24 protein-coding genes are annotated in these 26,855 nt (G+C 65.8%); 13 read left to right on the top strand and 11 right to left on the bottom strand.

Annotated elements, in window-relative coordinates; translation table 11 throughout:
* Positions 1-80: 80 nt before the first annotated feature.
* Genes ACKTSM_RS05200 through ACKTSM_RS05185 form a run of 4 tightly spaced genes read right to left on the bottom strand, consistent with a single transcriptional unit; the run spans position 81 to position 2,703 of the window.
* Positions 81-863 carry a hypothetical protein gene (locus tag ACKTSM_RS05200; RefSeq protein WP_407876062.1) on the bottom strand — a complete coding sequence of 261 codons (783 nt, stop codon included), beginning with the start codon at positions 861-863 and terminating at the stop codon, positions 81-83.
* A 37-nt stretch (positions 864-900) separates the two neighbouring features.
* Positions 901-1,284, bottom strand: coding sequence for a hypothetical protein (locus ACKTSM_RS05195; protein WP_407876061.1), 384 nt, complete (start codon positions 1,282-1,284; stop codon positions 901-903).
* Positions 1,285-1,328: 44 nt separating this feature from the next.
* Entirely contained in the window at positions 1,329-2,342 is a 1,014-nt protein-coding gene (locus tag ACKTSM_RS05190) for a cysteine synthase A (protein ID WP_407876319.1), read from the bottom strand.
* A 43-nt stretch (positions 2,343-2,385) separates the two neighbouring features.
* Complete coding sequence (locus ACKTSM_RS05185) at positions 2,386-2,703, bottom strand: 2Fe-2S iron-sulfur cluster-binding protein (protein WP_407876060.1); 318 nt, start codon at positions 2,701-2,703, stop codon at positions 2,386-2,388.
* A 107-nt stretch (positions 2,704-2,810) separates the two neighbouring features.
* Between ACKTSM_RS05185 and ACKTSM_RS05180 the strand changes: the two genes are divergently transcribed.
* Positions 2,811-3,428 (top strand): DNA-3-methyladenine glycosylase family protein, encoded by a 618-nt coding sequence (locus ACKTSM_RS05180; RefSeq protein WP_407876059.1) that lies wholly within the window; start codon positions 2,811-2,813, stop codon positions 3,426-3,428.
* Positions 3,429-3,437: 9 nt separating this feature from the next.
* Here ACKTSM_RS05180 and ACKTSM_RS05175 read toward each other — a convergent pair whose 3' ends face one another.
* Positions 3,438-3,953, bottom strand: a complete 516-nt coding sequence (locus tag ACKTSM_RS05175; protein ID WP_407876058.1) for a GyrI-like domain-containing protein — start codon at positions 3,951-3,953, stop codon at positions 3,438-3,440.
* 95 nt (positions 3,954-4,048) lie between these two features.
* Between ACKTSM_RS05175 and ACKTSM_RS05170 the strand changes: the two genes are divergently transcribed.
* Positions 4,049-5,995 (top strand): S9 family peptidase, encoded by a 1,947-nt coding sequence (locus ACKTSM_RS05170; RefSeq protein WP_407876057.1) that lies wholly within the window; start codon positions 4,049-4,051, stop codon positions 5,993-5,995.
* A gap of 54 nt (positions 5,996-6,049) precedes the next feature.
* Positions 6,050-6,862, top strand: coding sequence for an SDR family oxidoreductase (locus tag ACKTSM_RS05165; protein ID WP_407876056.1), 813 nt, complete (start codon positions 6,050-6,052; stop codon positions 6,860-6,862).
* On the opposite strand, the gene ACKTSM_RS05160 is transcribed toward ACKTSM_RS05165, so the two are convergent.
* Entirely contained in the window at positions 6,859-7,161 is a 303-nt protein-coding gene (locus tag ACKTSM_RS05160) for a 4a-hydroxytetrahydrobiopterin dehydratase (RefSeq protein WP_407876055.1), read from the bottom strand. The two genes, ACKTSM_RS05165 and ACKTSM_RS05160, sit on opposite strands and share 4 nt — an antisense overlap.
* Before the next feature lie 61 nt (positions 7,162-7,222).
* Here ACKTSM_RS05160 and ccmA point away from each other — a divergent pair, with 61 nt between their 5' ends.
* The gene (gene ccmA, locus ACKTSM_RS05155) at positions 7,223-7,831 is read left to right on the top strand and encodes a heme ABC exporter ATP-binding protein CcmA (protein WP_407876054.1); all 609 of its coding nucleotides are present in this window, start codon (positions 7,223-7,225) and stop codon (positions 7,829-7,831) included.
* The gene (locus ACKTSM_RS05150; protein WP_407876053.1) at positions 7,828-8,478 is read left to right on the top strand and encodes a heme exporter protein CcmB; all 651 of its coding nucleotides are present in this window, start codon (positions 7,828-7,830) and stop codon (positions 8,476-8,478) included. Before ccmA ends, ACKTSM_RS05150 begins: the two co-directional genes overlap by 4 nt.
* Positions 8,479-8,482: 4 nt before the next feature.
* Here the strand turns inward: ACKTSM_RS05150 and map are convergent, their stop codons facing one another.
* Complete coding sequence (gene map / locus ACKTSM_RS05145; RefSeq protein WP_407876052.1) at positions 8,483-9,313, bottom strand: type I methionyl aminopeptidase; 831 nt, start codon at positions 9,311-9,313, stop codon at positions 8,483-8,485.
* Between the two features lie 105 nt (positions 9,314-9,418).
* Here map and ACKTSM_RS05140 point away from each other — a divergent pair, with 105 nt between their 5' ends.
* The 6 genes from ACKTSM_RS05140 (at position 9,419) to ACKTSM_RS05115 (ending at position 15,162) form a co-directional block, all read left to right on the top strand.
* Complete coding sequence (locus ACKTSM_RS05140) at positions 9,419-10,804, top strand: leucyl aminopeptidase family protein (protein ID WP_407876051.1); 1,386 nt, start codon at positions 9,419-9,421, stop codon at positions 10,802-10,804.
* Positions 10,805-10,930: 126 nt separating this feature from the next.
* Positions 10,931-11,284, top strand: a complete 354-nt coding sequence (locus ACKTSM_RS05135) for a hypothetical protein (RefSeq protein WP_407876050.1) — start codon at positions 10,931-10,933, stop codon at positions 11,282-11,284.
* Between the two features lie 19 nt (positions 11,285-11,303).
* Positions 11,304-12,230, top strand: coding sequence for an N-acetyl-gamma-glutamyl-phosphate reductase (gene argC, locus ACKTSM_RS05130; protein WP_407876049.1), 927 nt, complete (start codon positions 11,304-11,306; stop codon positions 12,228-12,230).
* A 192-nt stretch (positions 12,231-12,422) separates the two neighbouring features.
* Complete coding sequence (locus tag ACKTSM_RS05125) at positions 12,423-12,761, top strand: P-II family nitrogen regulator (protein WP_407876048.1); 339 nt, start codon at positions 12,423-12,425, stop codon at positions 12,759-12,761.
* A 90-nt stretch (positions 12,762-12,851) separates the two neighbouring features.
* The gene (gene glnA, locus ACKTSM_RS05120; protein WP_407876047.1) at positions 12,852-14,261 is read left to right on the top strand and encodes a type I glutamate--ammonia ligase; all 1,410 of its coding nucleotides are present in this window, start codon (positions 12,852-12,854) and stop codon (positions 14,259-14,261) included.
* A 175-nt stretch (positions 14,262-14,436) separates the two neighbouring features.
* The gene (locus tag ACKTSM_RS05115; RefSeq protein ID WP_407876046.1) at positions 14,437-15,162 is read left to right on the top strand and encodes a lysozyme; all 726 of its coding nucleotides are present in this window, start codon (positions 14,437-14,439) and stop codon (positions 15,160-15,162) included.
* On the opposite strand, the gene ACKTSM_RS05110 is transcribed toward ACKTSM_RS05115, so the two are convergent.
* From ACKTSM_RS05110 to ACKTSM_RS05095, 4 genes are all read right to left on the bottom strand, one after another.
* Positions 15,146-19,372 carry a translocation/assembly module TamB domain-containing protein gene (locus tag ACKTSM_RS05110; protein WP_407876045.1) on the bottom strand — a complete coding sequence of 1,409 codons (4,227 nt, stop codon included), beginning with the start codon at positions 19,370-19,372 and terminating at the stop codon, positions 15,146-15,148. The genes ACKTSM_RS05115 and ACKTSM_RS05110 overlap by 17 nt on opposite strands.
* Complete coding sequence (locus ACKTSM_RS05105; protein ID WP_407876044.1) at positions 19,372-21,678, bottom strand: autotransporter assembly complex protein TamA; 2,307 nt, start codon at positions 21,676-21,678, stop codon at positions 19,372-19,374. The genes ACKTSM_RS05110 and ACKTSM_RS05105 overlap by 1 nt, the downstream gene beginning before the upstream one ends.
* 4 nt (positions 21,679-21,682) lie before the next feature.
* Complete coding sequence (locus ACKTSM_RS05100; RefSeq protein WP_407876043.1) at positions 21,683-22,528, bottom strand: arginyltransferase; 846 nt, start codon at positions 22,526-22,528, stop codon at positions 21,683-21,685.
* Between the two features lie 311 nt (positions 22,529-22,839).
* Positions 22,840-24,105 (bottom strand): threonine ammonia-lyase, encoded by a 1,266-nt coding sequence (locus ACKTSM_RS05095; protein ID WP_407876042.1) that lies wholly within the window; start codon positions 24,103-24,105, stop codon positions 22,840-22,842.
* Between the two features lie 85 nt (positions 24,106-24,190).
* On the opposite strand from ACKTSM_RS05095, the gene ACKTSM_RS05090 reads away from it, so the two are divergent.
* Together ACKTSM_RS05090 and ACKTSM_RS05085 are read left to right on the top strand one after the other, a co-directional pair.
* Positions 24,191-25,096: an NAD(P)-dependent oxidoreductase gene (locus tag ACKTSM_RS05090; protein ID WP_407876041.1), complete on the top strand. Its 906-nt coding sequence runs from the start codon at positions 24,191-24,193 to the stop codon at positions 25,094-25,096.
* Positions 25,097-25,104: 8 nt separating this feature from the next.
* Positions 25,105-26,748 (top strand): amidohydrolase, encoded by a 1,644-nt coding sequence (locus ACKTSM_RS05085; RefSeq protein WP_407876040.1) that lies wholly within the window; start codon positions 25,105-25,107, stop codon positions 26,746-26,748.
* Positions 26,749-26,855: the final 107 nt, after the last annotated feature.

Below are 26,855 nucleotides of genomic sequence, written 5' to 3'. Positions count from 1 at the left end.
GAATCGCGGCGAATCCCGTGAAATCCCGCGTAATGCGCGAGCGCGCTTGGCATCGTTCCCGCAATTTCCCCAATGTCGCCTCAGTCGAAGGCGTAGGCAAGCAAGGCGCCGATCGCCTCGTGGTCGTCGCCTGCCAGTTCGCCGTGTTCGAAGACGCTGGCATCGCCGATATAGGTTACCTGCCCCTCGCCGATCCGGGCACACCGCGCCGCAAGCCCACTCTCGTGTAAGCGGCAACCATTATTGCCGGCCGCATCCCCGGCAATCCTGAGGTCGCTGCCCATCAGCACCGGGATCGCGCCATGCGGCGTCGCGATCTCGCGCAGCCTGGTCACGTCGGGATCGAATTGCTGGGACAGGCCCCAGCGCGCGATGACCGGCGGGATCAGCGCGCTGGCATTGGGCCTGCGCGGATCGCCCAGCGGCAGCTTGTATTCTCCGGTCAGCAGCGGGTCGAGCATGATCAGGAGCTGCCCGCCCGATCGCACCCAGCGATCGAGCGCGACATTGTCGGCCGGGGAAAGCCCGCGCGGCTGGATCACCGCGATGCGATCGAGCCTTGCGAGCGGGTCGATATCGCCGTCTTCACCCGACAGCGAGGAAATCGGGGACAGGGTATCGAGCGGCACCAGCGAATATTCGCGCTCCATCGCCGTGCGCTGCCACGGGGAGGTTTGCGACCCGCTGGCGAGCGCGGCGAGATCGGCGCCGAGCGGCCAGTAGAGCGGCAGGCTGGTCATCAGCCCCAGCGCGGGCTTGTTTTTGGCTGTTGCCGGCATGGCCTGGTGCGCCTCGCCTTCGGGAGCCGCAGGCGCGCTGCAAGCCGCGGCGCCGAGCATCAGAGCCAGCACCACTGCCAGCACCGGCCCCGATACACGCCTGGCCCGACCGCGGGCGCAGCTAGTCCTGGGCATTGCTGGTCGGGGTCGAATCCTCGACGACCGGGTCCGGCAAGTCACTGACCTGTCCATCGCCTGAGCCCGGTGCCGGATCGGCTGGTATTTCGGGAACGATCCCCGCATCGGCGAGCGGATCGCGCTGCGGCGCGCTTTCGGTTGGCTCGGTCGTGGGAGCAGCTTCGGGCACGGCGAGTTCCTCCGTCCGGTCGGCCTGGTTGCCGAGCGCGCTCGCCAATCCGATCAGGAGGATCATCGAGCCCAGCCCTGCCAATCCGATCTGGAGACGCTGCGTCGCCTCGGTGCGCGTTCCGCCAAGCGGCGCGTGCTCGGGCGGCGCATTGTCGCCGCTGTCCTCGGCCCCGCGTGAAAACCTTCCGCCAGTCATCGTGCCATCCTAACCCCGCGCACGGGAACTGTCGATCAATCGCTTTACGTGTCGGTGAGCCAGTCGAACACCGGCAATCCCTTCTCGGAAAGCCATGCCGGGTTGTAGAGCGTCGACAGATAGCGAAACCCGGTGTCGCACAACATCGTTGCCACCTGCGGATTCTCGCGGCCCTCGGAGACCAATTGCCGGCCAAGTTCGACTGCGCCGGCGACATTGATGCCCGAAGACAGACCAAGGCACAGCCCCTCCTCGCGAAGCAGGCGTCCGACCCATACGAGGCCTTCCTCGTCCGAAATCCGGAACTGGGTGTCGATCGGCGCGCCTTCGAGATTGGCGGTGATGCGCCCCTGCCCGATCCCCTCGGCCACCGAGGAGCCTTCGGATTTGAGCTCGCCATGCGCGTAGTAATTGTAGAGCGCCGCGCCGTGCGGATCGGTCAACGCGATGCGCACCTCGGGGTTCTTCTCCTTGAGCCCCATCCCCACGCCGGCAATCGTGCCGCCCGTGCCCGCCGCGCAGGTAAAGCCGTCGATCTTGCCGCCGGTCTGCTCCCACAGCTCCTTGGCGGTGCCCTCGATATGCGCACGGCGATTGGCGGTATTGTCGAACTGCCCGGCCCAGATCGCGCCCTCGGTCTCTTCGGCCATGCGGCGCGAGACGTGCTGGAAATGGCAAGGATCGGCATATTTGGTCGGGGGGACGGTCTCGAGCCGCGCGCCGAGCGCACGCAGCGTATCCATCTTTTCCTGGCTCTGGTTGTCGGGCATGACGATAACCGTCTTGTAGCCGAGCGCATTGGCCACCAGCGCGATCCCGATGCCCGTATTGCCCGCCGTGCCCTCGATCACCGTTCCGCCGGGTTTCAGCTCGCCGCGCTCCTCGGCATCGCGGATCATGTAGAGCGCCGCGCGGTCCTTCACCGAGGAACCGGGATTGGCGAATTCGCACTTGCCCCAGATATCGCAGCCGGCCGCCGCGCTGGGACCGGCCAGCCGCACCAGCGGCGTGTTGCCGATAAGGGCGAGCGTGTCGCCGAGAGGTTTGGGAGCAGTCATCATTGCGCAGATAGGACCTCGCCCCTGCCGCACGCAATGAAGATTAATCTTCGGGCGCGATAGTAACCTTGAGACCGCTCAGCTCATCGGTCAGCGGAATCTGGCAAGACAGCCGCGAGGTCTCGTTGCGGTGATCCGAACTTTCGAGGAGGTCGTCCTCGTCCTCGCTCATCTCGGGAAGCTGACCGCCCGCCTTGTCGTCGACGAAGACATGGCAGGTCGCGCACGAACAGCACCCGCCGCACAGCGCCAGCAATTCGTCAAAGCCGTTGTCGCGGATAGCTTCCATCACGGAAAGGCCTTCCTCGACCTCGATCGTGCTCGTTTCGCCTTCGCGATTGGTGACGACCAGCTTGGGCATGGGTTTCGATGTCCTTCGTTACAGCTTGAGCGCGAGCGTTGCGCTTGGAAAATACGGCGTGTCAGCTAGGAGGTTCCGTTGCCAATGGCAACCGGGAGAGAAATGCAATGGGTTTAAGCGCCGGTGAATTGCGCGAAGGGCTGGACAGGCTGGCAGCGAGCGACAGCCATGTCGCGCGCGCTCTCGAGCGGGTCGGCTATCCCGAACCCCGGATCAGGCCGCGCGGCTACATGACCTTGTTGCGCACGATCGTCGGCCAGCAGGTCTCGGTCGCTGCGGCGACATCGATGTGGAACAAGCTCGAGGCCGAACTCGGCGAGGATTTCTCGCCCGCCTGCCTGCTCGAACGCGATTTCGACACGCTGCGCGCCTGCGGCCTGTCACGCCAGAAACAGGGCTATGCCCGCAGCCTTTGCGAGCTTGTCGATGCAAGCGCGATCGATTTCGACAACCTGCCTGCCGATGACGATGCGGCGATAGCAGAACTGACCCGGATCAAGGGGATCGGCCGCTGGTCAGCCGAGATCTACCTGCTTTTTGCCGAGGGGCGACCCGACATCTGGCCCGCGGGCGACCTGGCGGTGCAGGAAGGCGTGAAGCGCCTGCTCGATCTCGACGAACGGCCCAAGGAGAAAGAAGCGCGCAGCCTCGGCGAGCGCTGGTCACCACACCGCGGGGCGATGGCGATCTTCACCTGGCATTTCTACGCCAATCCGGCGCTTTGAAGCGAGCGCCTATTCGTCCCTGACGGCAATCCATATCTGCGTACGCACCTCGTCCATCGCCATGGTGGTGGGATCGTCGATATAGTGTTCGAGCGAACTGTCAGCGAGCGATACGCCGTTCTCGCGCGCCCAGGCGACGATCCGGCGATAGGTGTCGCCGACCTTGTGATAAGCACCGCGATGATAGGTGGTGACATAGCGGCCCGCGGGCACAGTGGTTGCGATGGCATTCCCTTCGCTCGAAAGCGGTCGCGAACAGAACAACCCGCTGCGCATGGCCTGACGAGAAAAGACGAACTCGCCAATCTGCGCGAGCACGCCCTGGCCTGCCATCTTGTCCCAGTCGATTCCGAGATAGCGTGCAAACGGCATGCCTTCGACCGCCGCGCCCGAGCGTTCGATATGCGCGCGCGCCTCGGCAAAGCCCGAGGCCAGCACCTTGGGAATTTGCCACAGCCGCGGATTGGCCGCGATCTCGACCGCATGGGCCGCCTCGCGCTGTTCGATTGCGATCTGGTCCGCCACTGGCATTCTCCCCTCACCCGGCGACCCTTTGCGCAGCACGTTGCAATCGCGCCCTGCCACCCTAGCTTTGCGGCAGACAAAAAGAAAAGGCTTCCATGACCGCACTCGACGCATTCCCGCTCATCCCCCGCGCTCACCTGTTCGGCAATCCCAGCCGCGCACAGGGCAAGATCAGTCCGGACGGCAAATGGCTGAGCTGGCTCGCCCCGCACGAGGGAGTGATGAATATCTGGATTGCCCCGCGTTCGGATCCGGACAATGCGCGCGCCGTCACCTTTTCGGCCGAACGTCCGATCCGCGAGCATTTCTGGACCCCCGATGCGCGCGCGGTCGGATATATCCAGGACAAGGCGGGCGATGAGAACTTCCTGCTCTACCGGGTCGACATCCAGAGCGGCGAGGAAAGTTGCCTGACGCCTTTCGAGAATACCCGGGTCACGATTGTCGGCGCATCGGAAACGATCAAGGACACGGTCCTGGTCGGCCTCAACAACCGCGATCCGCAATGGCACGACGTCCACCGGCTCAACCTTGCCACCGGCGATCTCGAACTGGTCTATGAGAACAACGCCTTTGCAGGGTTCATGGCCGACGACACGCTCACCCTTCGGCTCGCGATGGCGCAGAATGCTGCAGGGGGAACGGATTATTTCCGCTTCGTCGATGGCGCGGTCGAGGACGAGCCGTTCGAAAGCACCGCGATGGAAGACGCGATGACCACCCATCCGGCGGGCTATACCGTCGATGGCTCGGTGCTCTACTGGCTCGACAGCCGCGACCGAAACACCGCCGCGCTCTATGCGCAGGACACCGAGAGCGGAACGCGCGAACTGATCGCCGAAAACCCGCGCGCCGATATCGGCGGGACCATACGTGACAAGCGCACCGGCCGCATCCAGGCTTATTCGGCCACCTATCTCAAGACCGAGTGGACCGCGATTGACCCCGCGATCGGCGAAAGCCTCGACTGGCTCCGCAGCCAGTTCGATGGCGAAGCTGGCGTGATGAGCCGGACCGATGACGATAGCATCTGGATCGTGTGGAACGACCCCGGGACCGCGCCCATCGCGACTTATGTCTTCGAGCGCGAGGCGCGCCGGCTGACGCCGTTCTACGTCACTCGGCCCGAGCTTGCCGAAGCGCCGCTTCAGCCGATGCATCCGGTCGAAATCACCAGCCGCGACGGGCTCACCCTGCCTTCCTACCTGACCCTGCCCCCGCATGCCGGAGGCGGTGATACCGACCGTCCCGAATCGCCGGTGCCGATGGTCCTGCTGGTCCATGGCGGGCCGTGGGCGCGCGACGAATATGGCTACAACGCGATCCACCAGATGCTCGCCAATCGCGGCTATGCGGTGCTTTCGGTCAATTTCCGCGGCTCGACTGGGTTCGGCAAAGACTTCATCAATGCCAGCAACCTCCAGTGGGGCCTGGCCATGCACGACGACCTGATCGACGCGGTCGAATGGGCCGTCGAGGAAGGCATCGCGCCGCGCGACAAAATCGCGATCATGGGGGGCAGCTATGGCGGTTACGCGACGCTCGCGGGCCTTGCCTTCACCCCCGACGTCTTTGCCTGCGGGGTCGATATCGTCGGCCCGTCCAACCTTGAGACCCTGCTCGAGACGATCCCGCCTTATTGGGAGCCGATGGTGAAGACCTTCCACGAGCGCATGGGCAATCCCGGCACGCCAAAAGGGCTCGAACGGCTCAAGGCCGCAAGTCCGCTCCACAAGGCCGATGCGATCACCAGGCCGCTGCTGATTGCGCAAGGTGCGAACGACCCGCGCGTCAAGCAAGCCGAGAGCGACCAGATCGTCGGCGCGATGAAGCAGGCAGGCATCCCGGTCACCTATGTCCTCTATCCCGATGAAGGCCACGGTTTCGCCCGGCCCGAGAACTCGATCGCGTTCTTCGCCATCGCCGAGAATTTCCTTGCCGAATGCATCGGCGGGCGAGCCGAGCCGCTGGGCGATGTCATCGCGGCATCGAGCACTCAGGTCATCGAGGGCGAGGCCCATGTGAAGGGCTTGGCAGGTTGACCGGCGCGCCCTAGACCGGTTGCAAAGAACAATCGGATTTCGAGGGGACCAGCCATGTCACAGCCACGCCGCCACATCTTCATTACCGGCGGGGCCTCGGGGATCGGCCGCGCAGTCGCGCTCCATTTCGCACAGCGCGACTGGTTCGTGACCGTCACCGACGTCAACGAAGCCGGGCTCGAGGACACGCTCGGCCTGATCGGCGGGGGCTTCAAATATTCGCATCGGCTCGACGTGCGCGACCGCGCGGCGTGGGACGTCGCGCTCGACGCGGCGAGCACTGCGGCCGGCGGGCGGATCGATGCGATGTTCAACAATGCCGGGATTGGCACAGGCGGCGCGCTGAACGAGCTCGAGGTCGAGGAGATCGACCGTTGCCTCGACATCAATCTTCGCGGCGTGCTCTATGGCGCGCAGGCGGTCTATCCCCACCTCCAGAAAACCGCTCCCGGATCGGCGCTGGTGAACACCGCGAGCGCGGCAGGGATCACCGGTGGATCGGGGATGAGCGTCTATTCGGCGACCAAATTCGCGGTGCGCGGAATTGCCGAGAGTCTCGATGCCGAATGGGCGCCCGAGGGGATCAAGGTCTCGTCGATCTGTCCCAGCTTCATCGAGACCCCGCTTCTCGACGGCACCGGCAGCCGCCAGTCGAACGAGCAGATTCGCGACCGGGTCAGGCAAGCTGGCCTGGAAATCACCCCGGTCGAGGAAGTCGCAGCGACCGTGTGGGACGCGGTCCACGGCGACGATTTGCATTACCTCGTGGGTAAAACCGCGCGGCGGCTCAATTTCGCCAAGCGCTGGATGCCGGGCCGCGTGCGCAAGCAGCAGCGCGAGGCCGCCGGCCTGCTCGGGGGCAACTAGACCAGCGAATCGATCGCGCGCACCATCTTGATGTCGCGCTGCGACAATCCGCCATGCGCGCCCGCATCATGCGTGGTCAGCGTGATCTCGACCTTGGCATAGACGTTGAACCATTCGGGATGGTGGTCGAGCCGCTCAGCATTGAGCGCGACCCGGCTCATGAAACCCCAGGCCTCGGAAAAATTGCCGAACTGGAACGTGCGCTCGATCGCCTTGCCATCACGCGCGAGCGACCATTCGGGGTGATCGGCAAGCAACTGGTCGCGTTCGCTTTCGTCGAGTTCGGGGACATGGACCATGCGTGGGGCTCCTTGCGGCAGGTGTTGTGAGCGGGTTCGCTTTTGCCTAACGCACGAAGCGATGCAAGGTTCAGTGCCGCACTCTCTTTCCGCCCAAGGGCTTGCCTGCCGCCGCGGCGACCGCCTGCTGTTTCGCGGATTGTCACTGGCGCTCGGCCCGGGCGAGGCGCTGCACGTGACCGGCGCAAATGGCACCGGCAAGACCACCCTGATCCGAGCGCTTGCCGGGTTGCTCAGCCCCTTTGCCGGATCGGTCGACCACTGCGGCACGATCGGCCTTGTCGATGAACGCCCCGCGCTCGACCCGGACCAGCCACTCGGAAAGGCGCTGGCTTTCTGGCAGCGGGTCGACGGCTGCACCGACCCCTCGCTCGCGCTCGCGGCACTTTGGCTGGAGCCGCTCCTCGAAGTGCCGGTACGCTATCTCTCGACCGGCCAGCGCAAGCGCGCAGCGCTCGCCGCTCTGCTCAATCGCGGGGCGGCGATCTGGCTGCTCGACGAGCCATTGAGCGGGCTCGACAACGCCGCGATCGCACAGGTGAACGCTCTTGTCGCCCAGCATGTCGGCGACGGAGGCATCGCGGTGATCGCATCGCACCAGCCGGTCGTGATGGAAGGGCTGAAGACGCTCGCCATCGAGGATTACGCCGTCGCCGGAGAACCGGGATGATTGCCGCGATGCTGAAGCGCGACCTCGCGCAGTTCTTCCCGTTCTCCGGGAGCGGAGCGGCGCTGCCGGTGGTATTCTTCGTCGCGGTGGCGATGCTCTACCCCTTCGCGGTCGGACCCGACATCAACCTGCTGTCGCGCACCGGCGGCGGGGTGGTCTGGATCGCGGCACTGCTTGCCAGCATCCTTCCGCTCGAAAAACTCGTCTCGCGCGATATCGCGCTCGGCATGTTCGACCAGCTCAAGCTGCGCGGCGTGACCGAGGAGGCGATGATGGCGGTGCGCCTTGCCGCGCACTGGCTTAGCTTCGGCCCGCCGCTGGTGCTCGCGACCCTGCCCGCCGCCGCGCTTCTCGCGCTGGACATGGCGACGGTGAAACTCCTGGTGCTCGGACTTGTGGCAGGGACCCCGGGTCTCGCCGCGATCGGGCTGATAATCGCCGCACTCACCGCGAGCCTTCGCGCAGGCGCGGCGCTTTCGGGGCTGCTGCTGATCCCGCTTGCCCTGCCGATCCTGATCTTCGGCGCGGGCGCGCTTGCCCGGCTGGATGCAGCCAGCCTTGGCTTCGTCGCCGCGATCAGCCTGCTGCTGGTGGCGATCGCCCCTTTCGCGGCCGGCGCGGCCATCCGCGCCGCACGCGAGATCTGACCGGTCAGTTGTAAGGCGGCTTGTCGCGGCCCGTCGGGCTCTTGGTGAAGATTTCCACTCCGTCCTCGGTGATCGCGAGGCTGTGTTCGAACTGCGCGGACAGCGACTTGTCGCGCGTCACCGCGGTCCAGCCATCTCCCAAGACCTTGGCCCAGGGCTTGCCGAGATTGATCATCGGCTCGATCGTGAAGAACATGCCGGGCTTGAGCTCCGGCCCGGTGCGCGCCTTGGCCGCGTGGACCACTTCGGGCGCGTCGTGGAACAGCCGGCCAAGCCCGTGGCCGCAAAATTCGCGCACCACGCCATAACGGTATTTCTTGGCATGCGACTCGATCGCGGCGCCGATATCGCCGAGCCTGGCACCGGGTTTCCCGGCCGCCTCGATCCCCAGCATCAGGCATTCATAGGTGACATCGACCAGCCGCCGCGCCTTGAGGCCCGGTTCGCCGGCGAAATACATCCGGCTGGTATCGCCATGCCATCCATCGAGCAGCGGGGTGACATCGACATTGAGAATATCGCCGTCTTTCAACGTCTTCGGCCCCGGAATGCCGTGGCAGATGACGTGGTTGATCGAGATGCACGAGGAATGGGTATAGCCACGATAGCCGAGCGTTGCCGGAACCGCGCCCGCATCGAGCATCATTTCGCGGATCGCGGTATCGATACTCTCGGTCGTGACGCCCGGTTTCACGAGGTCGGCGACCTCGTCGAGAATGGTCGCGGCCAGCCGCCCGGCCTTGCGCATTCCCTCGAAGCCTTCTTCGGTGTGGAGCTTGATGGTGCCGTCGCGATAGACGGTGTCGGTGCCTTCGACGAGTTGGTATTCGGTCATGGCGCGCATATAGCGGCTGCGGTGCGCAATTGCGAGCGCGCAAGGCGCCGGCGTGCGAACAATTCACGCGTGACAAGCGCGCATTCGCGCTTAATTACAATGACCATGACCGATTACAACGAACTGATCGTGCCCGATCGCGGGCAGGACGCCACGGCCATTCATCTCGTCAACAAGGATGGCTTTCCCGCTTTTGCGAAAACGCTTTCGGCGGGCCAGCGCGCTGCTCTCGCCGCGCAGAAATTCGAAGGCGCAGGTTACCAGGTCGGCATCGTGCCCGATGGCGATGGCTGGTTCGCGGTCGGCGGCGTTTCTGACCCGGACGAACTATCGAGCTGGTGCCTTGCCAAGCTCGCCGAGGACCTGCCCGAAGGGACTTACCGGCTCGCCGACCGCCAGCCTGGCCCCGCCGTATTCGGCTGGCTGACCGCGCAATACCGCTTTACCCGCTACAAGGACGACGAAAACGCGGCCGGCCCGCGTGTTCTCCTGACCGAACAGGTCAAGCGGCGCGATGCGCTGGTGGCCGAGGCCGAGGCCGAGATCCTCGTGCGCGATCTCATCAACACCCCGGCCGAGGACATGGGCCCCGCCGCGCTCGAGGCCGAGTGCCGCAAGCTGGTCGATGCCCATGGCGGCAAGCTCGACGTGGTCAAGGGCGATGCGCTCGAACAGGGCTTCCCGATGGTCCACGCGGTCGGCCGCGCCGCATCGCGCGAACATGCGCCGCGCCTGATGCACCTGACATGGGGCGATGAAGGCGCGCCGGTCCTGGCGATCGTCGGCAAGGGCGTGTGCTTCGATTCCGGCGGGCTCGACGTCAAGCCGGCGAGCGGGATGCGGCTGATGAAGAAAGACATGGGCGGCGCGGCTCACGCCATCGCGCTCGCCCGGCTCGTGATGCAGTCAGGGCTCAAGGTCCGGCTCCACTTGCTCGTCCCCGCGGTCGAAAACGCGGTCGCGAGCAATTCCTTCCGGCCCGGCGACGTGCTGGCCAGCCGCAAGGGGCTGACGGTCGAGATTCACAACACCGATGCCGAGGGGCGCCTGATCCTGGGCGACGCGCTTGACCTGGCGAGCGAGCAGGAACCGGACCTGCTGGTCGATTTTGCCACGCTGACAGGCGCGGCGCGGGTTGCACTGGGTCCCGATTATGCCGCCATGATGGCGCGCAAGGACGACACCGCCTCTGCAATGAGCGAGGCAGGCAAGGCGCATGACGACGAGCCCTGGCGGCTGCCTCTGCCCGAAGCCTATCGCGAATATCTGTCGAGCGACATCGCCGACATCGCCAATGCCCATGCCAACCCCTATGCCGGGGCGAGCGTCGCCGGGCTGTTCCTCGACCGCTTTGTCGGCGAAGGGATCGACTGGGTGCATTTCGACACTTTCGGCTGGCGTCCCTTTGCCAAGCCCGGGCGCAGCAAGGGCGGTGCGGCCTACGGCCTTCGCGCGGCATGGCACGTGATCCAGCAACGCTTTGCCGGTTGAGCCTCGCGCTCAAACTGCGGACACTTTTCGCAGGCCGATTGCCCTCGCCTTGCCCAGCGGCCTAGGCTCGTCTAAGCGCCGCGGGAAATTCATCTCCCCACGCGCGGGGGCTGGAGACAGGGACACATGAACGCGGCGCAAGGCGACAATCCTGAATACACCGTCCCCGACGGGATCCTCGGCCTCAAGGGGCCGGTGGAAAGGCCCGAGCCCGGCACGCTCGCGCTCAGGGGCGACCTTGCCCATATCGCGCTCGCCGGCAAGCATCTCGCCGCGCATTACGTCATCCCGCATATCCGCCATATCGGCAGCGAGGGCGCCGAGGTCATGCTCAACACCCGCGACGATTCGCCGATCGTGACCCGCTTCGAACCGGGTACCCGGATCGAGGTTCTCGACGTTGCGGGCGAATGGATCTGGGGCTGTCTCGGCCCCGAAGGACCGAGCGGGTACATGAAGGCCAGTTGTCTGGCCGAGTGATGTGCGCCAAGGGTGGGCCATGACCACCCGGATTTTCATCGATGGTGCTGCCGGCACGACCGGCCTCGAAATCCGCGACCGGCTCGTCGGGCGCGGCGAGTTCGAACTGATCACGCTCGGCGAGGACGAACGCAAGGGCGAGAGCGCGCGGCGCGATGCGCTGTGCGCCGCCGATATCGCCATCCTGTGCCTGCCCGACGATGCCGCGCGCGAAGCCGTCCGGCTCGCCGAAGGAGCGGACACGCGCTTCATCGATGCCTCCAGCGCGCACCGGGTAGCCGATGGCTGGACCTATGGTTTTCCCGAGATCACCGGCCATGATCCGATCGCCCGAGCGCGCTGCGTGAGCAATCCGGGCTGCTATCCGACCGGTTTCATCGCGCTCGTCGCGCCGCTGGTACGCGCGGGGCTGGTTCCGAGGGACTGGCCATTCACCGTTAACGCGGTGAGCGGGTATTCGGGCGGCGGCAAGGCGCTGATCGATCGTTTCGATTCGCCTGGAGCGCCGGCTTTCCGAGCCTATGGCTATGACCTTGCGCACAAGCACTTGCCCGAGATGCAGACCCACGCGGGGCTGAAGCACCCGGTCATCTTCGCGCCTTCCGTGGTTCCGGCCTTTCGCGGCATGGTGGTCGAAGTGCCGCTGCATTGCGGTGCGATGACGACCAACCCGCATGCCGACGATCTTCGCGCCTGCCTGGAAGAATTCTATGCCGGGTCGCAGATCGTCTCGGTCGCCCAGGGCGATGCTCATGGCGAGATATTGCTCGAAAGCCATGCCGACCCGCATGACGGCATCGCGTTGTTCGTATGCGCCAATGACGGCGGCTGGCACGCGCGCCTCGTCGCGCGGCTCGATAATCTCGGCAAGGGCGCAAGCGGCGCGGCGATCCAGAATCTCAACATCATGTGCGGCCTGCCCGAAACCACCGGCTTGCAGCTCTGAGGCGAGCCTAGAATCCGGGCAATCGCTGCCCAAATTTTGAGCACGCAAAGCGTGGAACCCGGTCGCAACCCCATGCGTTGGGATGGGCAATGGCGATGCCGATATTGGCACGATTCTTGATCGGACACTGGTCTTGAGCGTGCACAGGCGGTGCCACGGGCGGCACCAAGGGACGGGGAAGCGAAACTCCAAGTGAAAAAGATCGAAGCAATCATCAAGCCCTTCAAGCTCGACGAGGTGAAGGAGGCGCTGCACGAGGTCGGCGTGTCGGGAATCACCGTCACCGAGGCGCGCGGTTTCGGCCGGCAAAAGGGCCATACCGAGCTGTATCGCGGCGCCGAATATGTCGTCGATTTCCTGCCCAAGGTGAAGCTCGAGGTCGTCGTTCCCGATGACCAGGCCGAACGGGTCGTCGAAGCCATCGCCGCGGCTGCCCAGACCGGCAGGATCGGCGACGGCAAGATCTTCGTGACCCCGATCGAGAGCGCGCTGCGCATCCGCACCGGCGAGACCAACGAAGACGCAATCTGACGCGGCAACGCTGCCGCTCGAACCGAACACCCAACCAGCGCTCACCCTCCCAGAGCGCATTCAACGAACACCGAGCTGGAGAACACGACGATGGCGAGCACCAAGGACGTCCTTAAACGGATCAAGGACGACGAGATCGAATGGGTCGACCTGCGCTTTACCGACCCCAAGGGCAAGTGGCAGCACCTGACCATGGCAGCGAGCGCGATGGACGAAGATGCGCTCGAGGACGGTCTGATGTTCGACGGCTCCTCGATCGAGGGCTGGAAGGTCATCAACGAAAGCGACATGATCCTGAAGCCCGATCTCGACGCGGTCTATCCCGATCCCTTCAGTGCCACCCCGATGCTGTCGGTATTCTGCGACATCGTCGAGCCGTCCGATGGCCAGCTCTATGCGCGCGATCCGCGCTCGACCGCCAAGCGCGCCGAAGCGTATCTCGCATCGACCGGGATCGGCGACACGATCTATGTCGGACCCGAACCCGAGTTCTTCATGTTCGACGATGTCCGCTTCGAGGACGGCTATGCCGGCAGCGGCTACGCGATCGACGACATCGAATTGCCCAACAATTCCGGCAAGGAATACGAGATGGGCAACATGGCCCACCGCCCGCGCGCCAAGGGCGGCTATTTCCCGGTCGCACCGGTTGACAGCGCGGTCGATATCCGTGCCGAGATGGTCACCACCATGATGGAGATGGGCCTCGACATGGACAAGCACCACCACGAGGTGGCAGCCGCGCAGCACGAGCTGGGGATCACCTTCTCCAAGCTCACCACCTGTGCCGACCAGGTCCAGGTCTACAAATATGTCGTCCACCAGGTCGCCCATGCCTATGGCAAGACCGCGACCTTCATGCCCAAGCCGATCAAGGCCGATAACGGATCGGGCATGCACACTCACATGTCGATCTGGAAAGACGGCAAGCCGACCTTTGCCGGCAACGAATATGCCGGCCTGTCGGAAACCTGCCTTCACTTCATCGGCGGGGTGATCAAGCACGCCAAGGCCTGCAACGCGTTCACCAACGCCACCACCAATTCCTACAAGCGCCTGGTCCCCGGGTTCGAGGCCCCGGTCCTGCTCGCCTATTCGGCGCGCAACCGTTCGGCATCGTGCCGCATTCCCTATGGCGCGGGCGAGAAGGCCAAGCGCGTCGAGTTCCGTTTCCCCGATGCACTCGCCAACCCCTATCTCGCCTTTTCGGCGCTGCTGATGGCGGGTCTCGACGGGATCGAGAACAAGATCCATCCCGGCGATGCGATGGACAAGAACCTGTATGACCTGCCTCCGGCAGAACTGGCCGATGTCCCGACCGTTTGTGGATCGCTGCGCGAAGCGCTCGAAGCGCTCGAGGACGATCACGACTTCCTGCTCAAGGGCGACGTGTTCTCGCTCGACCAGATCGAGGCCTATGCCGAGATCAAGTGGGAAGAGCAGCTGCGGCTCGAAACCACCCCCAGCCCGGTCGAATACGACATGTATTATTCGAGCTGATCCGCGCGATCACGCCACCGCGAAAGTTGGGGCCGTCCGGGTGACCGGGCGGCCCTTTTTAATGGCGCTCGGCCCGCCTCGCTGGTCCCGCAGCGCCACGAACCGTTTTCCTACAGGCACCTCTTGTGCCTAATACATGCGCCTCGTTTTTCGCCGACCATCACGAGGAGTTCGCATGACCCAGCCTTCCCCAGCAAGCGCAGCCCGGCCCTTTGCGCGAAAGCCTCTGTTCGACCTCGTGCGACGGATGCTCGGGCGCGGTTTCAGCCAGGCCGAGGTCGATGCCATGGACGAGGTGCTGGACGACGCGATCGAGACGGGCATCGATGCCGGCATCGTCAAGGCGGGCGTCTTGCCCGAGCCCGGCAGACCGAGCGTACCGCGCATCAAGAGAACAACGGCACAAGGCCGGGCGCCGCGCGCCGTGGGAGCGCGCGGGACCGCCCTGATCAAGCGGTTCGAAGGCTGTGCCCGGCTTCGCAGCGACGGCCTGGTCGAAGCCTATCCCGACCCTGCAACCGGCGGCGAGCCCTGGACCATCGGTTGGGGGGCGACCGGACCGGATCGCGAGACCGGCGGCCGCATCGGGCCCGACAGCGTCTGGACCCAGGCCCAGTGCGACGCCCGGCTCGAATGCGACCTTGAGCGTTATGCGTCGGAAGTGGCCTGCGCGATCGGGAACGTGCCGACCACGCAGGCGCAGTTCGATGCGCTGGTCAGCTTTCACTACAACACCGGCGCGATCGCCCGGGCCACGCTGACCCGGAAGCACAAGGCTGGCGACCATGCCGGGGCTGCTGCCGAATTCGCGCGCTGGAACAGGGCCGGTGGACGCGTGCTCAAGGGCCTCGTGCGGCGCCGGGCCGAAGAGGCCAAGCTCTACCTCAGTAATCCCGGCTGATCTCGGCAAGCACGCTGTCGCGCCCAACGGTCGAGATCGTCGCGAGCAGCGCCAGCCAGCTCGAAATCCGGTATTCAACCTGGGTCGCGCTATAGCCCTGCCCGTCGGTCACCAGTTCGACATAGACATCGCTGCCGATATTCTTGCCCAGCGCCACGCCGGTCCCGCGTCCGAGCGCGGGATCGGCGCTGACGATGCGCAGCTGGTCTAGCCCGATCGAGCGACGCAGCGTGCCGATCGGGTCGAGCCCGCTGCCTCCGCCGCGCAAGGATGCGAGAGCGGCCCCCAATTGCACCGCGTCGGTGGCCGAAAGCGATGTGACCGACCCGCCGAACAGCAATTGCGAGAGAATTTCCTCCTCGGGCAGCGCCGGGACCGATGAGAACGCGATCTCGGGCGATTGCGCATTGCCGGTGATGTCGATCGTCACCTCGGTGCCATTGGCGCTCGCTTGCGCCTCGATATCGAGCCTCGGGTCGATGGGCATGTCCTGGTCGAATTCGATCCGGCCGTCGGTCAATTCGAACCGGGTTCCGGCAAAGGTATAGTCGCCGCGCACCAGCCGCGCCTCGCCGCCAATGCGCGGATCGTCGACCGTGCCGCGCAGGGCGATGTCGATGCCCCATTCGCTTTCCAGCCCCATGCCATCGACCGACACCCGGCTCGGCGCGCTGGCATTGACGAGATAGCGCCACGCCCCGGCAGGCCCGCTGGTCGTCGCGGCCACGGTATCGCGTCGGTTGATCTCGCGCGTGGCGATCTGGGGCAGCGCCATGTCGTCTCCCGCCACTCCCAGCGCCCAGCTCGCTTCGTCGATCGTGACCCGCCCGGCAATGGCTCCGCCCACCCCGTTCGAGACCAGCCTGAGCGGCCCGGTAATCGTCGCGTCGAGCCCGTTGGCATTGAGGAGCCGCGCGTCTTTCGCCGCGGCGCGAATGTCGATCCGTGGCCCGCGGGTCGCCGACATGTTGGCAAGATCGACAAATCCGCTCCCGCTCACCGTGCCGCCGCCCCTGGTGGTCCCGGCGAAGCGCGCGATTTCCAGCCGCGACCCGGCGAAACGTCCGCGCGCGGTGATATTGTCGATATCGGTCCCGGCAATCGCGCTCTGCAGGCGCAGGTCGTTGCTGGCGAGCGTGCCGTTTATGCGCGGATTGGCGAGCGTGCCGGTCGCGCGCGCGGCGATATCGACCGGACCGACCAGATCGAAGGTCTCGATCGCGGCAAGCCGCCAGATCGCCGCAGCATCGCCATCATATTCGAGCCGCGCGTCGAGCCGCCCGCGATTGAGCCGGGCGGCAAGATCGCCCGAACGCGGCAATCGCGTGATCCGCGCATCGATCCGTCCAAGGTCTGCCTGGTCCTCGCGGATACGCGCCCCGGCGCGCAAGGCATCTGGCGACAGGTCGATAACCGCGAATAAATCGATCGGCTGCGAGGACAGGACGAGGCCCGACCGGGTGAAATCGTCGACCCGGATGCGCGCATTGCCGGTGGGAAGGCCGCCCGATGGCTGCGTCCAGTTGATGATGCCAGACAGCCTGCCTCCGAGCCCCAATTCCGAACCGGCAAGATCGGCGAGCCGCAGCGGCATGCGGTTGAGCCGCGCAGAAACCGCGGTGGCATCCCCGCCGAAAGTGCCTTCGAAGATGGCAAAGCCACGCGCAAAGCCGATCTGGGTGGGTGCGAGGCGATAGCCGCCATCCTCGAGCGGGGTCAGCACCGCCCGGCGCGGCATCGAGATCGCTCGTCCGCCATATTCGCCCTGCGCGATGAGCGCGATCCGTTCAGGCGAGAAATTGCCTTCAAACTTGAGCTGGAAGCGGTCCGCGCGCCGCCCCGCAATCGCACCGCGCAGCGCGCCGCGGCCATCAACGATGCTTGCCTCGGCATCGAAAGCGGCGATCGACAGCGCGCCATATTCGAGGCCCGTCCCCGCAATATCGGCCTCGATCCGGCTCGAATTGCCGTCAAATCGGCCACTCGCCTCTATATCGGCATAGGCGAGGGCAATCCGCGTATCGCCGCCGAAACGCGCCTGGCGCGCCTGCAGATCGACGGCAAATGCCTGAGCTCCGCCCGCCGCGGGCGACAGCGAGATCGTGCCGTCGAGACCGCCGCCCGAAAGCGCGAGATCGCCCGCGATCTCGCTATCCCCGAGCGCCAGCGATCCGGTGACATTGGTGCGGTAGACCTCCAGCCGGGCAATCGCGATCTGGGTCGGGCCGTCGGCGGGAAGCACGATGCCGAGAGCGCCCTCGAACGGGCCGAGCAGCGAACCGCCGGCAACAGCGAGCGCGAAGCCATCGCCGCTCGGGGCGATGGTGACGCGAACGTCCTCCAGCCCGGCAGAAGGGTATGGATCGGCGAGCACCAGGGTCGCGCGCGGTCCGTCCCCACTGACTTCGGCATCGAAGGTGAATGCGCCATATTGCGCGTGATTGCCGCTGCCGGCGAGAGTGGTCACTCCGCCCGCGATCCGGCTGTCGAGCCTCGCGTCGAGCTTGTCGCTCGCGATTACCACGTCACGCAGCACGATCGGCCGTTCGCCGCCCATCGACAGCCCGCCATCGAAGCGCACCTGGTTGCCCGCGAGGTTTGCGATCGTGGCATTCTCGACCTCGTGCAGAACGCCCGAAAGGTTGGCGTTGAGGTTCCACGCGGCGCCTGCGCCGAAAGTGAGGACGATCTTGGCATTGGCATTGACGCTTCCCAGGTCCTCGAGCGCGAGGCCGCGCGCGGTCACCGGCCCGGCAAGCGCATAGGCGCCGGTCGCGGTGTTGCCGCGCAGCGAAAGCTGTGCACCGAGCCCGTCAAAGGCGAGCCGGGCATTGTCGGCCTCGATGCGGCCCCCCGAATAGGTCAACAGCCCGCTGAGCGTCCCGTCGACCAGGCGCGGATCAGCGAAGGCATTGCCGGTCGTCACCCGCGCCGCCCGCAGGTCGAGCGGCACGCGCCAGGTCTCGCCATCGAAGGTCGCGGTGCCCTGTTGCGCCAGCCCATCCACGCTCACCCCGCCTGCTGCGACGAGCGTGGCGACATCGATATCATGCGCGATCACGAGGTCGCGGAAGGGGCCTGTGACACTGGCCGAGAAGCGCGCGCCTTCAAGCGCGAAACTTTCGCCGAACAGGCCCGGATCGCGCAGCCGCCCGGTGATGTCGAAATCCTCGACGGTGTTGCCGGCAAGGTCGACCGCGCCACGACCGCGCAGGTTGAGAGCCGGCGAAACCGCGGCGATCGCGCCATCGAACACGCTTTGCTCGAGCGTTCCCTCGACCACCAGCGACAAGGCGCTGCCGATGGCGCGCGCGGGCAGCGAACCGGCTTCGAGTTCCGGCGAGACCTGCCCGATCGCGCTGTAACGACCGGCATCGTTGGCGAGGCGAAAACCCGCCACCCTCTCGCGCGTATCGCCGTCCTGCCGGGTGACCAATGCGTGGCCGTCCCAGTCGCTCCAGCTGCCATCGCCCTCGATCCAGATGCGATAGGCCTTGTCGAGCCCGGCGAGCGCCACGGTCGGCCCGTCAGAAGCCGCGGCGATATCGAGAGCAAGGTCGAACCGGTCGCCATCGGGTTCGGCATCGAGCAGCAGGTCCAGCCGGTCCTCGCGCCCGAAGGTTCCCTCGGCATCGACCAGCGCGCGTCCGCTGCGGATATCGACCCTGGCAGCGAGGTCAACGCGCTGCTCCTCGTCTCCGGCAAGCCCGGCGGCGAGCGTGAGATTGTCAATCACGAACCGGTCGACCCGGATGTCGAAATCGGGCAGCACCGGGGCATCGGGGTCGCCCGGGAGCAATTCTGGCAAGCGTTCGAGCGTGCCGCGCCGCGCGGTCAATTCGCGCACGTCGATGCCACTGGTGATCCAGGACAACGGGCGCCAGTCGAGCTCGACTTCGGGGATGGTGAGGAACACGCCCTCGGGGTCCATCACGGTCACGTCGTGAAGCGTCGAGCGGCCATAGATATCGCCCTCGATCCGCCCGACCTCGAAACGCAGGCCCGATGCGGGAGAGACCGCGGCGATCTGGTCGGTGATGAAGCGTTTGCCTATCGGGGTCGAGAGGAACAGCGCGATCAGCACGAAGGGCGTGACGATGATCGCGAGCGCCCAGCCGAGCCTCTTGGCCCAGCGGCGCTTGCGCTTGCGCGGCGCGGTTTTGGCGACAGGGTCCGGCTGGCTCGCGGTGTCGGGCAGTGCATCTGTCATCAGAACGCCTGCCCGAGACTGACATAGACCACCACCGGCGCGTCGAATTCGCTCGGGTTGAGCGGAACGCCGACATCGACGCGGATCGGGCCGAAACTGGTCTTGTAGCGCACGCCCACGCCAGCGCCGGCGCGCACGACATCGAAATCGGGCCGCGCCTCGCGCGAGACGGTGCCGATGTCGAAGAACGGCACGACCTCGACCGCGCCGTCGAGAAATCCGGTCTGGATGCGCGCCTCGATCGCGCCTTCGACGAGCGAGCCGCCGCCCAGCGCCTCGCCGAACTGGTTGCGCAGCCCGATCGCCTGGAAGCCATAGCCGCGCACCGAACCGCCGCCGCCCGAATAGAGCCGCCGCGAGGGCGCGATCTCGAAGGCGTCGGCGCCGAGGATCGAGGCGGCCGCCACGCGTCCTGCGATTACGTGCTCGCCAACCGGCTGGTAATAGCTCGCATCGACCCGGGCGCGCAGATAGAAGGTCTCCGCCCCGAGCGAGCGCGAAACCTCGGGCGCGGCAAAGCCGGTGACGCGAAAGCCCTGCCTGGGATCGAGCAGGTCGTCGGTTGCATCGATCGTAGCGCTGCCGAACAGCGAGCCGATAAGGTATTCCTGCCGCGGACGCTGGATGCCATTGGTCACGCGGTTGCGCTCATCGGTGTAAAGCAGCTCTGCGCCCACTTCCCAGCTCAGCGGTTTCTGGAACAGGAGGTTGGAGATCCGTTCGAACGATCCGCGCAGGGCCGCGGTGCGCGCATCGACCGCCTCGGTCTCGATATCGCTGACATAGGCATCGAGGGTGAGCACCTGGTCGCGGGCGCGGAAATTGTTGCGGCGGAAGGTGACGCTGGCGAGCTGTTCGCGCGTGCCGACAATCCCGCGCAGCCGCAGCGCGCCTTCGGGCGGGAACAGGTTGCGGTGCTCCCACCCGGCCTCGAGCTTGAAGCCGTCTTCGGTCCCGTAACCGATCGCGCCCGATATCGTGCGCAGCGGCGCGCGCTCGATCCCGACGTCGAGAGCGACCTGGCCGGGCTCGCCGTCCGCTGGCGGGATCGTTTCGCGCGGCGTGATCGAAACGCTCGAGACGAGGCCGGTCGCAAGGATCGCCCGGCGCAGGTCGCGCTCGAGGCTGGCCTGGTAGGTGTCTCCCTGTTCGAAGCGGGCTATGCGGGACATGTGCCGACCGGAAAGGAAGCGCGGGTCCTCGCTTACCACTTCGCCGAAGACATATTTGCCGCCCGGTTCGACCGGCAGCGTCAGATCGCCTTCCTCGCGGGCGTGATCGACGAGCAGTTCGGGTTCGCCGAAATCGGCGAAGGGATAGCCGTTCTCGCCCAGCGCCACGCGCAGGTCGATATCCTCGGTAACGATGCGGTCGAGATAGAGCGGATCGCCCGAGAAGATCTCGAATGCCGCGCGCAGCATCGTGCCGTCGGGGTCGGGCAACCTGTCGAGCGCGCCCAGGTCGATCGCGCCAAAGCGATAGCGCGTGCCAGGCAGGATATCGAAGCGCACCACCGGATCGGCGGCGTCGGATGATCGGGGGTCGCCCGGGCCTTCATCGGCTCCGCGTCGCCCGCCCGACAATTGGCGCACGACGTCGCCGTCGAAATAGCCGTAAGTCCGCAGTATCTCGACCAGCAATTCCTCGTCCGCGCGTGCGCGTGCGGCGAGCTGGGCCCTGGTGTCATCGCCGGAATCGAGCGCTTCGATCGACGACAGCGCGCGGAAACGCTCGACGAAGCCGGTTTCCTCGGGGAAGCGGTCGCCATCGGCGGGAAAAGCGAGGATGAGCTCGTCGCTGACCTCGAATTCCTTGAGCTCGGGCAGGTCGACCAGCGTCGGCGCTGCGATCTCGGCGAAGCTGGGCCTGTCGGGATCGGCTGCGAGCGGTTCGGGCTCGGGAATATCGAGATCGGCAAGCGCGGCTTCGACATCGAAGATCGCGCCCTCCTCTCCCACAGCAGGTTCGGTGTCCGGCAATGCCAGGACGGGCGCAGACGGATCGGCCGGCGCCGGCGCGACACCTTCGGCCGCCCAGTTTTCGGGATTTTCGACAGCCGATGGCGGGATCAGGTCAGCGAGTGTCTGCGAGACCGGCGCGGGCGGCGGCGGAGGAGTGGCGGGCGCGGAGCCTTGCGCTTCGCCCTCGTCCTCCTGCTCACCTTCATCCGATGGCCTGTTCGCGTCCGATACGCTCGCCTGCGCCTGGATCGCTGCGCCTGCGGGCAGCAATGCGGGTCCGGCGGCGAAAGCGCCTGACGCAGTCAACCCGGCCGCGAAGACCGGAAAGAGCTTGAGATATTTCAAACAATCAGCTCGACGGGAATTTTACCGGTTGTCCGTCTTTACCCGTAGCTGCGCCCATGGTTCCAGCATTTTTGTCGCGCGGAGCGGTCGCCTCGGCGATTAGGCGGCTCTGCACATCGTTATCCATGCGCTGCCAGCCTTCGCGCGTCAGCTGTTCGAGCGGGCGATAGCGGACCTTGTAGCGCATCCGCGGGCTGCCATCGACCCAGTAGCCCAGATAGACATAGGGTAGCCCGCTTTCGGCGGCGCGGCGGATGTGGTCGAGGATGATGAAATTGCCCAGACCCGCCCGGCTTTCGTGATCGGGATCGTAGAACGAATAGATCATCGACAGCCCGTCGCCCTGGCGATCGGTCAGGCAGGCGCCGACGAGGCGGCCCGGTTCGCCACCCTCGCCCGGCTCGCGATACTCGACCACCGAGCTGGTGACGGGCGTGTGCTCGACCATGTCGGCATAGTCCATCTCGTCCATGGTCGACATGCCGCCATCGGGATGACGCTTGCCCAGATAGCGGCTGAGCAGGTCGAACTGTTCCTCGGTCGCCCAGGGGCGGCATTCGGTCACGACGAGGTCGCGATTGCGGCGCATGTCGCGCTTCTGCGTGCTCGACGGATTGAACTCGGACGCAACCACGCGCACCGAAACGCAGGCCTGGCAATCGAGGCAGCTGGGGCGATAGGCGACGGTCTGGCTGCGGCGGAACCCGATCCGGCCGAGCGCCTCGTTGAGCTGGTCGGCATGGGCTCCCTTGAGCTCGGTGAAAACCTTCCGCTCGCTTCGCCCTGGCAGGTACGGGCACGGCGCGGGGCTCGTCACGAAGAATCGGGGAAAGCGGATCGGGGCCGTCACGGGTCTGCCGGAGTCCTTGCGCAAGGTGCGGAGCCCGGTCTGTCCGGGCGGGAATCGCGATGTCGTTATTAAGACATTCTTATGCCTTCTCGGTTCCTCCGGTAAAAGACCCTTAACCACAAATCAGGGTGAAAATTGGATTACTTTGCACAGCCTGGCGGCGAAACCGCCACCGGATCGGAGCAAAGGTTTGCACTTGCGCCAAGCCGCGTCGCATAGCGGGACACCGCGGGTTCGAGCGCTTAATCCCTGTCAGCAAACATGGGTTGGAAAGGCGCGTGGGAGCGCGGCCCACGCGATTCTGCCAAGCGTCAATTCAGCTCGACGACCTGCACCTTGTATTGCGCCTCGCGCAAGGCCGCGACCAGCTTGTCGACCTGCTCGGCATCGCGCGCCTCGCATTCGATATCGGTGATCAGCCCCTTGGCAGGAAGCGTGGTGAAGATGCGCTGGTGGTAGATCTCGATGATGTTGACATTGTGCTCGTTGAACAGGCGCATCACCCGGAAGAGCGCGCCCGGACGGTCCTGCAGGGTCACCCGCAGCCGCGCCAGCCGTCCCTGCCGGGCAAGGTCTCGCAACAGCACATTGGCCAGCAGGCGGGTGTCGATATTGCCGCCGCACAGCACCAGGCCGACCGACTTGCCGGCAAACCGTTCGGGATTGTCGAGCACCGCGGCAAGGCCGGCCGAACCGGCACCCTCCACCACGGTCTTTTCGATCTGAAGGAGGAGCGAGACCGCCTTTTCAAGGCTCGGCTCGTCCACCAGCAGGATGTCATCGACCTTATCGGCGATCACCTGGCTGGTGAAATCGCCGGGCCGCTTGACCGCGATGCCTTCTGCCAGGGTGTCGCCGCCGCAATCGCGGTCCTCGCCCTTGATCCGCGCGAACATGCTCGGGAACAGCCCGGCCTGCACGCCGACCACTTCCATGTCGGGCTTGAGCGCGCGCGCCACCGTTGCCATCCCGGAGATCAGCCCGCCCCCGCCGATCGGGGTGACGATGCAGTCGAGATCGTCCTTCTCTTCGAACATTTCGAGCGCGACCGTGCCCGCGCCCGCAGCGACATGCGGATCGTCGAACGGATGGACGAAGGTCAGCCCGCGCTCCTTTTCGAGCTCGCAGGCATGGGCATAGGCCTCGTCGAAGGTCTCGCCTTCGAGCACGACATTGCCGCCCACGCTCTCGGTCTGCATGACCTTCACCGTCGGAGTGGTCCGGGGCATGACGATGGTCACCGGAACGCCGAGCCGGGTGCCGTGATAGGAAAGCCCCTGCGAATGGTTGCCCGCCGACGCCGCGATCACGCCGCGCGATCTCTGTTCCTCGGTCAGTTGCAGCAGCGCGTTGAGCGCCCCGCGCTCCTTGTAAGCGGCGGTGAACTGGAGGTTCTCGAACTTGAGCCAGATCTGCGCGCCGGTGATCTCGGACAGGGTCCTCGAATGCATCATCGGCGTCTTGACCACCGCGCCCGCGATCCGCTCCGCCGCGGCGCGCACGTCATCGATGGTCAGGTCGGCCGGCGTGGGTGCGTGGCCGGTGCGGGACGAGAGGCTGCTATGAGGCGCGTTCATGGCCGAGCGCACTAAGCCTTCCGTTGCGGAAGGGCAATTCGATTCCGTTGGCAAGCCGGGCATTAGCCATTAGTCAGCAGCAACGATGGACGAGACTTTGCACATTGCCTGTATCGGGCTGGGCGTGATGGGCGGGCCGATTGCCGGTCACCTCGCGCGCGCCGGACACCGGGTCACCGCCTATAACCGTTCGCCCGAGCGCGCTCGCCAATGGGCCGGAACGTGGCAGGAAGAGGGACTGGAGGTTGGCTTTGCCGACAATCCGGCCGACGCCGCGCGCGGGGCCGATGTCGCGCTGACCTGCGTCGGCAATGACGAGGACCTCGCGAGCGTTACCACCGCCACGGGCGGCGTGCTCGACGGGTTGGCAAGGGGTTCGTTGCTGATCGACCACACCACCACCTCTGCTGCGATGGCGCGCACGCTAGGCGAGGCCTGCGCCGAGCGCGGCATTGCCTTTGTCGATGCGCCGGTAAGCGGCGGGCAGGCAGGCGCTGAAAACGGCCAGCTCGCGATCATGTGCGGCGGGCCCGACGAGGCCATGGCGCGCGCCCGGCCGGTCATGCAGCCCTATGCCAAGGCAATCACCCATGTCGGCGCCACCGGCGCGGGCCAGACCGCGAAAATGGTCAACCAGATGTGCATCGCCGGAACGCTGGCGGGCCTGTCCGAGGCGATCCGGCTGGCCGAGGGCGCGGGGCTCGATCTCGACAAGACCTACGAAGCGATCTCGGGCGGTGCGGCGCAAAGCTGGCAGATGGACAATCGCTGGCAGACCATGGCGCGCGGCGAGTTCGATTTCGGCTTCGCGATCGACTGGATGCGCAAGGATCTCGGCTATGCGCTCGACGAGGCGCGCCGGCTGGGCCTGTCATCGCCTGTCACCGCTCTGGTCGACCAGTTCTATGCCGAAGTGCAGGCCGCAGGCGGCAACCGCCACGATACCAGCGCGCTCATCTCGCGCCTGCCCAAATCCGATTCCAGCAAGTGAGTAAATCCATGCTTCGCACTCTTATCGCCGCCGGCGCGGCCCTTCTCGCCGCGCCTGCCCTTGCCGATACGCTCGTCTACAATGTCGATGGGATCACCATCGACGAGAACGGCGAGGTCAAGCGCTTTGCCGCAATCGTCTATGACGACGAGGGGGTGATCACGCACACGCTCGAACGCGGCGAGGAACGGCCCGAGGACATCGAATACGCGATGGACGGCAAGGGCCAGGTGATGCTGCCAGGCATGATCGATGCCCATGCCCATGTCATGGATATCGGATTTGCCGCGCTCACGCTCGACCTGTCGGACACCAACAGCCTCGAAGAAGCGCTCGAAAAGATCGGCCGTTTTGCCGCCGACAATCCGGGCCGCCCGTGGATCCTCGGGCGCGGCTGGAACCAGGAAAAATGGGGCCTTGGCCGCTTTCCCACCGCGGCCGAGCTTGACGCGGTGGTGGCCGACCGCCCGGTCTGGCTCGAACGCGCGGACAACCACGCCAACTGGGCCAACAGCCTCGCGATGGAGCGCGCGCGCATCACCGCCGACACGCCCGATCCCGAAGGCGGACGCGTGATCCGCGATGCGGCAGGCAATCCCACCGGCATCTTCATCGACATGGCGATCGCCCTGGTCGGCGACAGCGTGCCCCCGCCGCGCCCGCAGGACCGCGACACCGCCTTCGCCATGGCGCAGCAGCGCCTGCTTTCTGCCGGGATCACCGCGGTTGCCGACATGAGCACCGAGATGACCGACTGGCACACCTTCCGCCGCGCGGGCGATCGCGGTGCGCTCGACATCCGCATCATGGCCTATGCCGACAGCCTCGAAACGCTCGAAACCATTGCGGGCGCTGGCCCCACGCCCTGGCTTTACGAAGACCGGCTGCGGATGAACGGGGTCAAGCTGTATCTCGACGGGGCACTCGGTTCGCGCGGGGCCATCCTGAAGGAGCCTTACGAAGACGAACCCACGACCAGCGGCCTTGCGCTGATGACGCCCGCGCAGTTGCGCAACCGGATGAGCCGGGCGGCGATGGACGGGTTCCAGACCGCGATCCACGCGATCGGCGATGCTGCCAATGCCGACGTGCTGCGCGCGATCGAGGAGTTGTCCGAGACCTATGACGGCGATCGTCGCTGGCGGATCGAGCACGCGCAGATCGTCGATGTGGCTGACCTTTCGCGCTTCGGCGAGCACGGGGTGATCGCCTCGATGCAGCCGCTCCACCAAACATCGGACCGCACAATGGCCGAGGCCAGGCTGGGAGAGGACCGGCTGGGCGGCGCTTATGCCTGGCGCAGCGTGCTCGACAATGGCGGGCGGCTGGCTTTCGGGTCGGATGCCCCGGTCGAACCTGCCGATGCCTTTGCCGGGCTTGCCGTCGCGATCAGCCGCACCGATGCCTTTGGCGAACCGTTTGGCGGTTGGCGCGCGCACGAGACGGTCAGCCGCGAGCGCGCCCTGGCAGGCTTTACCGCCGATGCCGCCTTTGCCGGATTTGCCGACGGTCGTTTCGGGCGCCTTGTCCCCGGCGAACGCGCCGATTTCCTGCTGGTCGACCGCGACCCGCTGCTCGCATCGCCCGCCGATATTCGCGAAACGCGGATCAACGAGGTCTGGGTCGCTGGCAAGCGGGTCCATGCCCGCTGAGAGAGCATTGCCAGCTTCCGGGCTAGGTACTAATACCTATCCCCTTGAATTCGCTGTTCTTTCTCGTATCTCCATGCGTGCAGACCGGCTTCGCCCCTGATCGCCAA

Origin of the sequence: Qipengyuania nanhaisediminis (genome assembly GCF_045862805.1) — a bacterium.
Taxonomy (GTDB): Bacteria; Pseudomonadota; Alphaproteobacteria; order Sphingomonadales; family Sphingomonadaceae; genus Erythrobacter; species Erythrobacter nanhaisediminis_A.
Note: the sequence above shows the minus strand (reverse complement) of the source record. Positions and strands in the feature narration are given on the sequence as shown.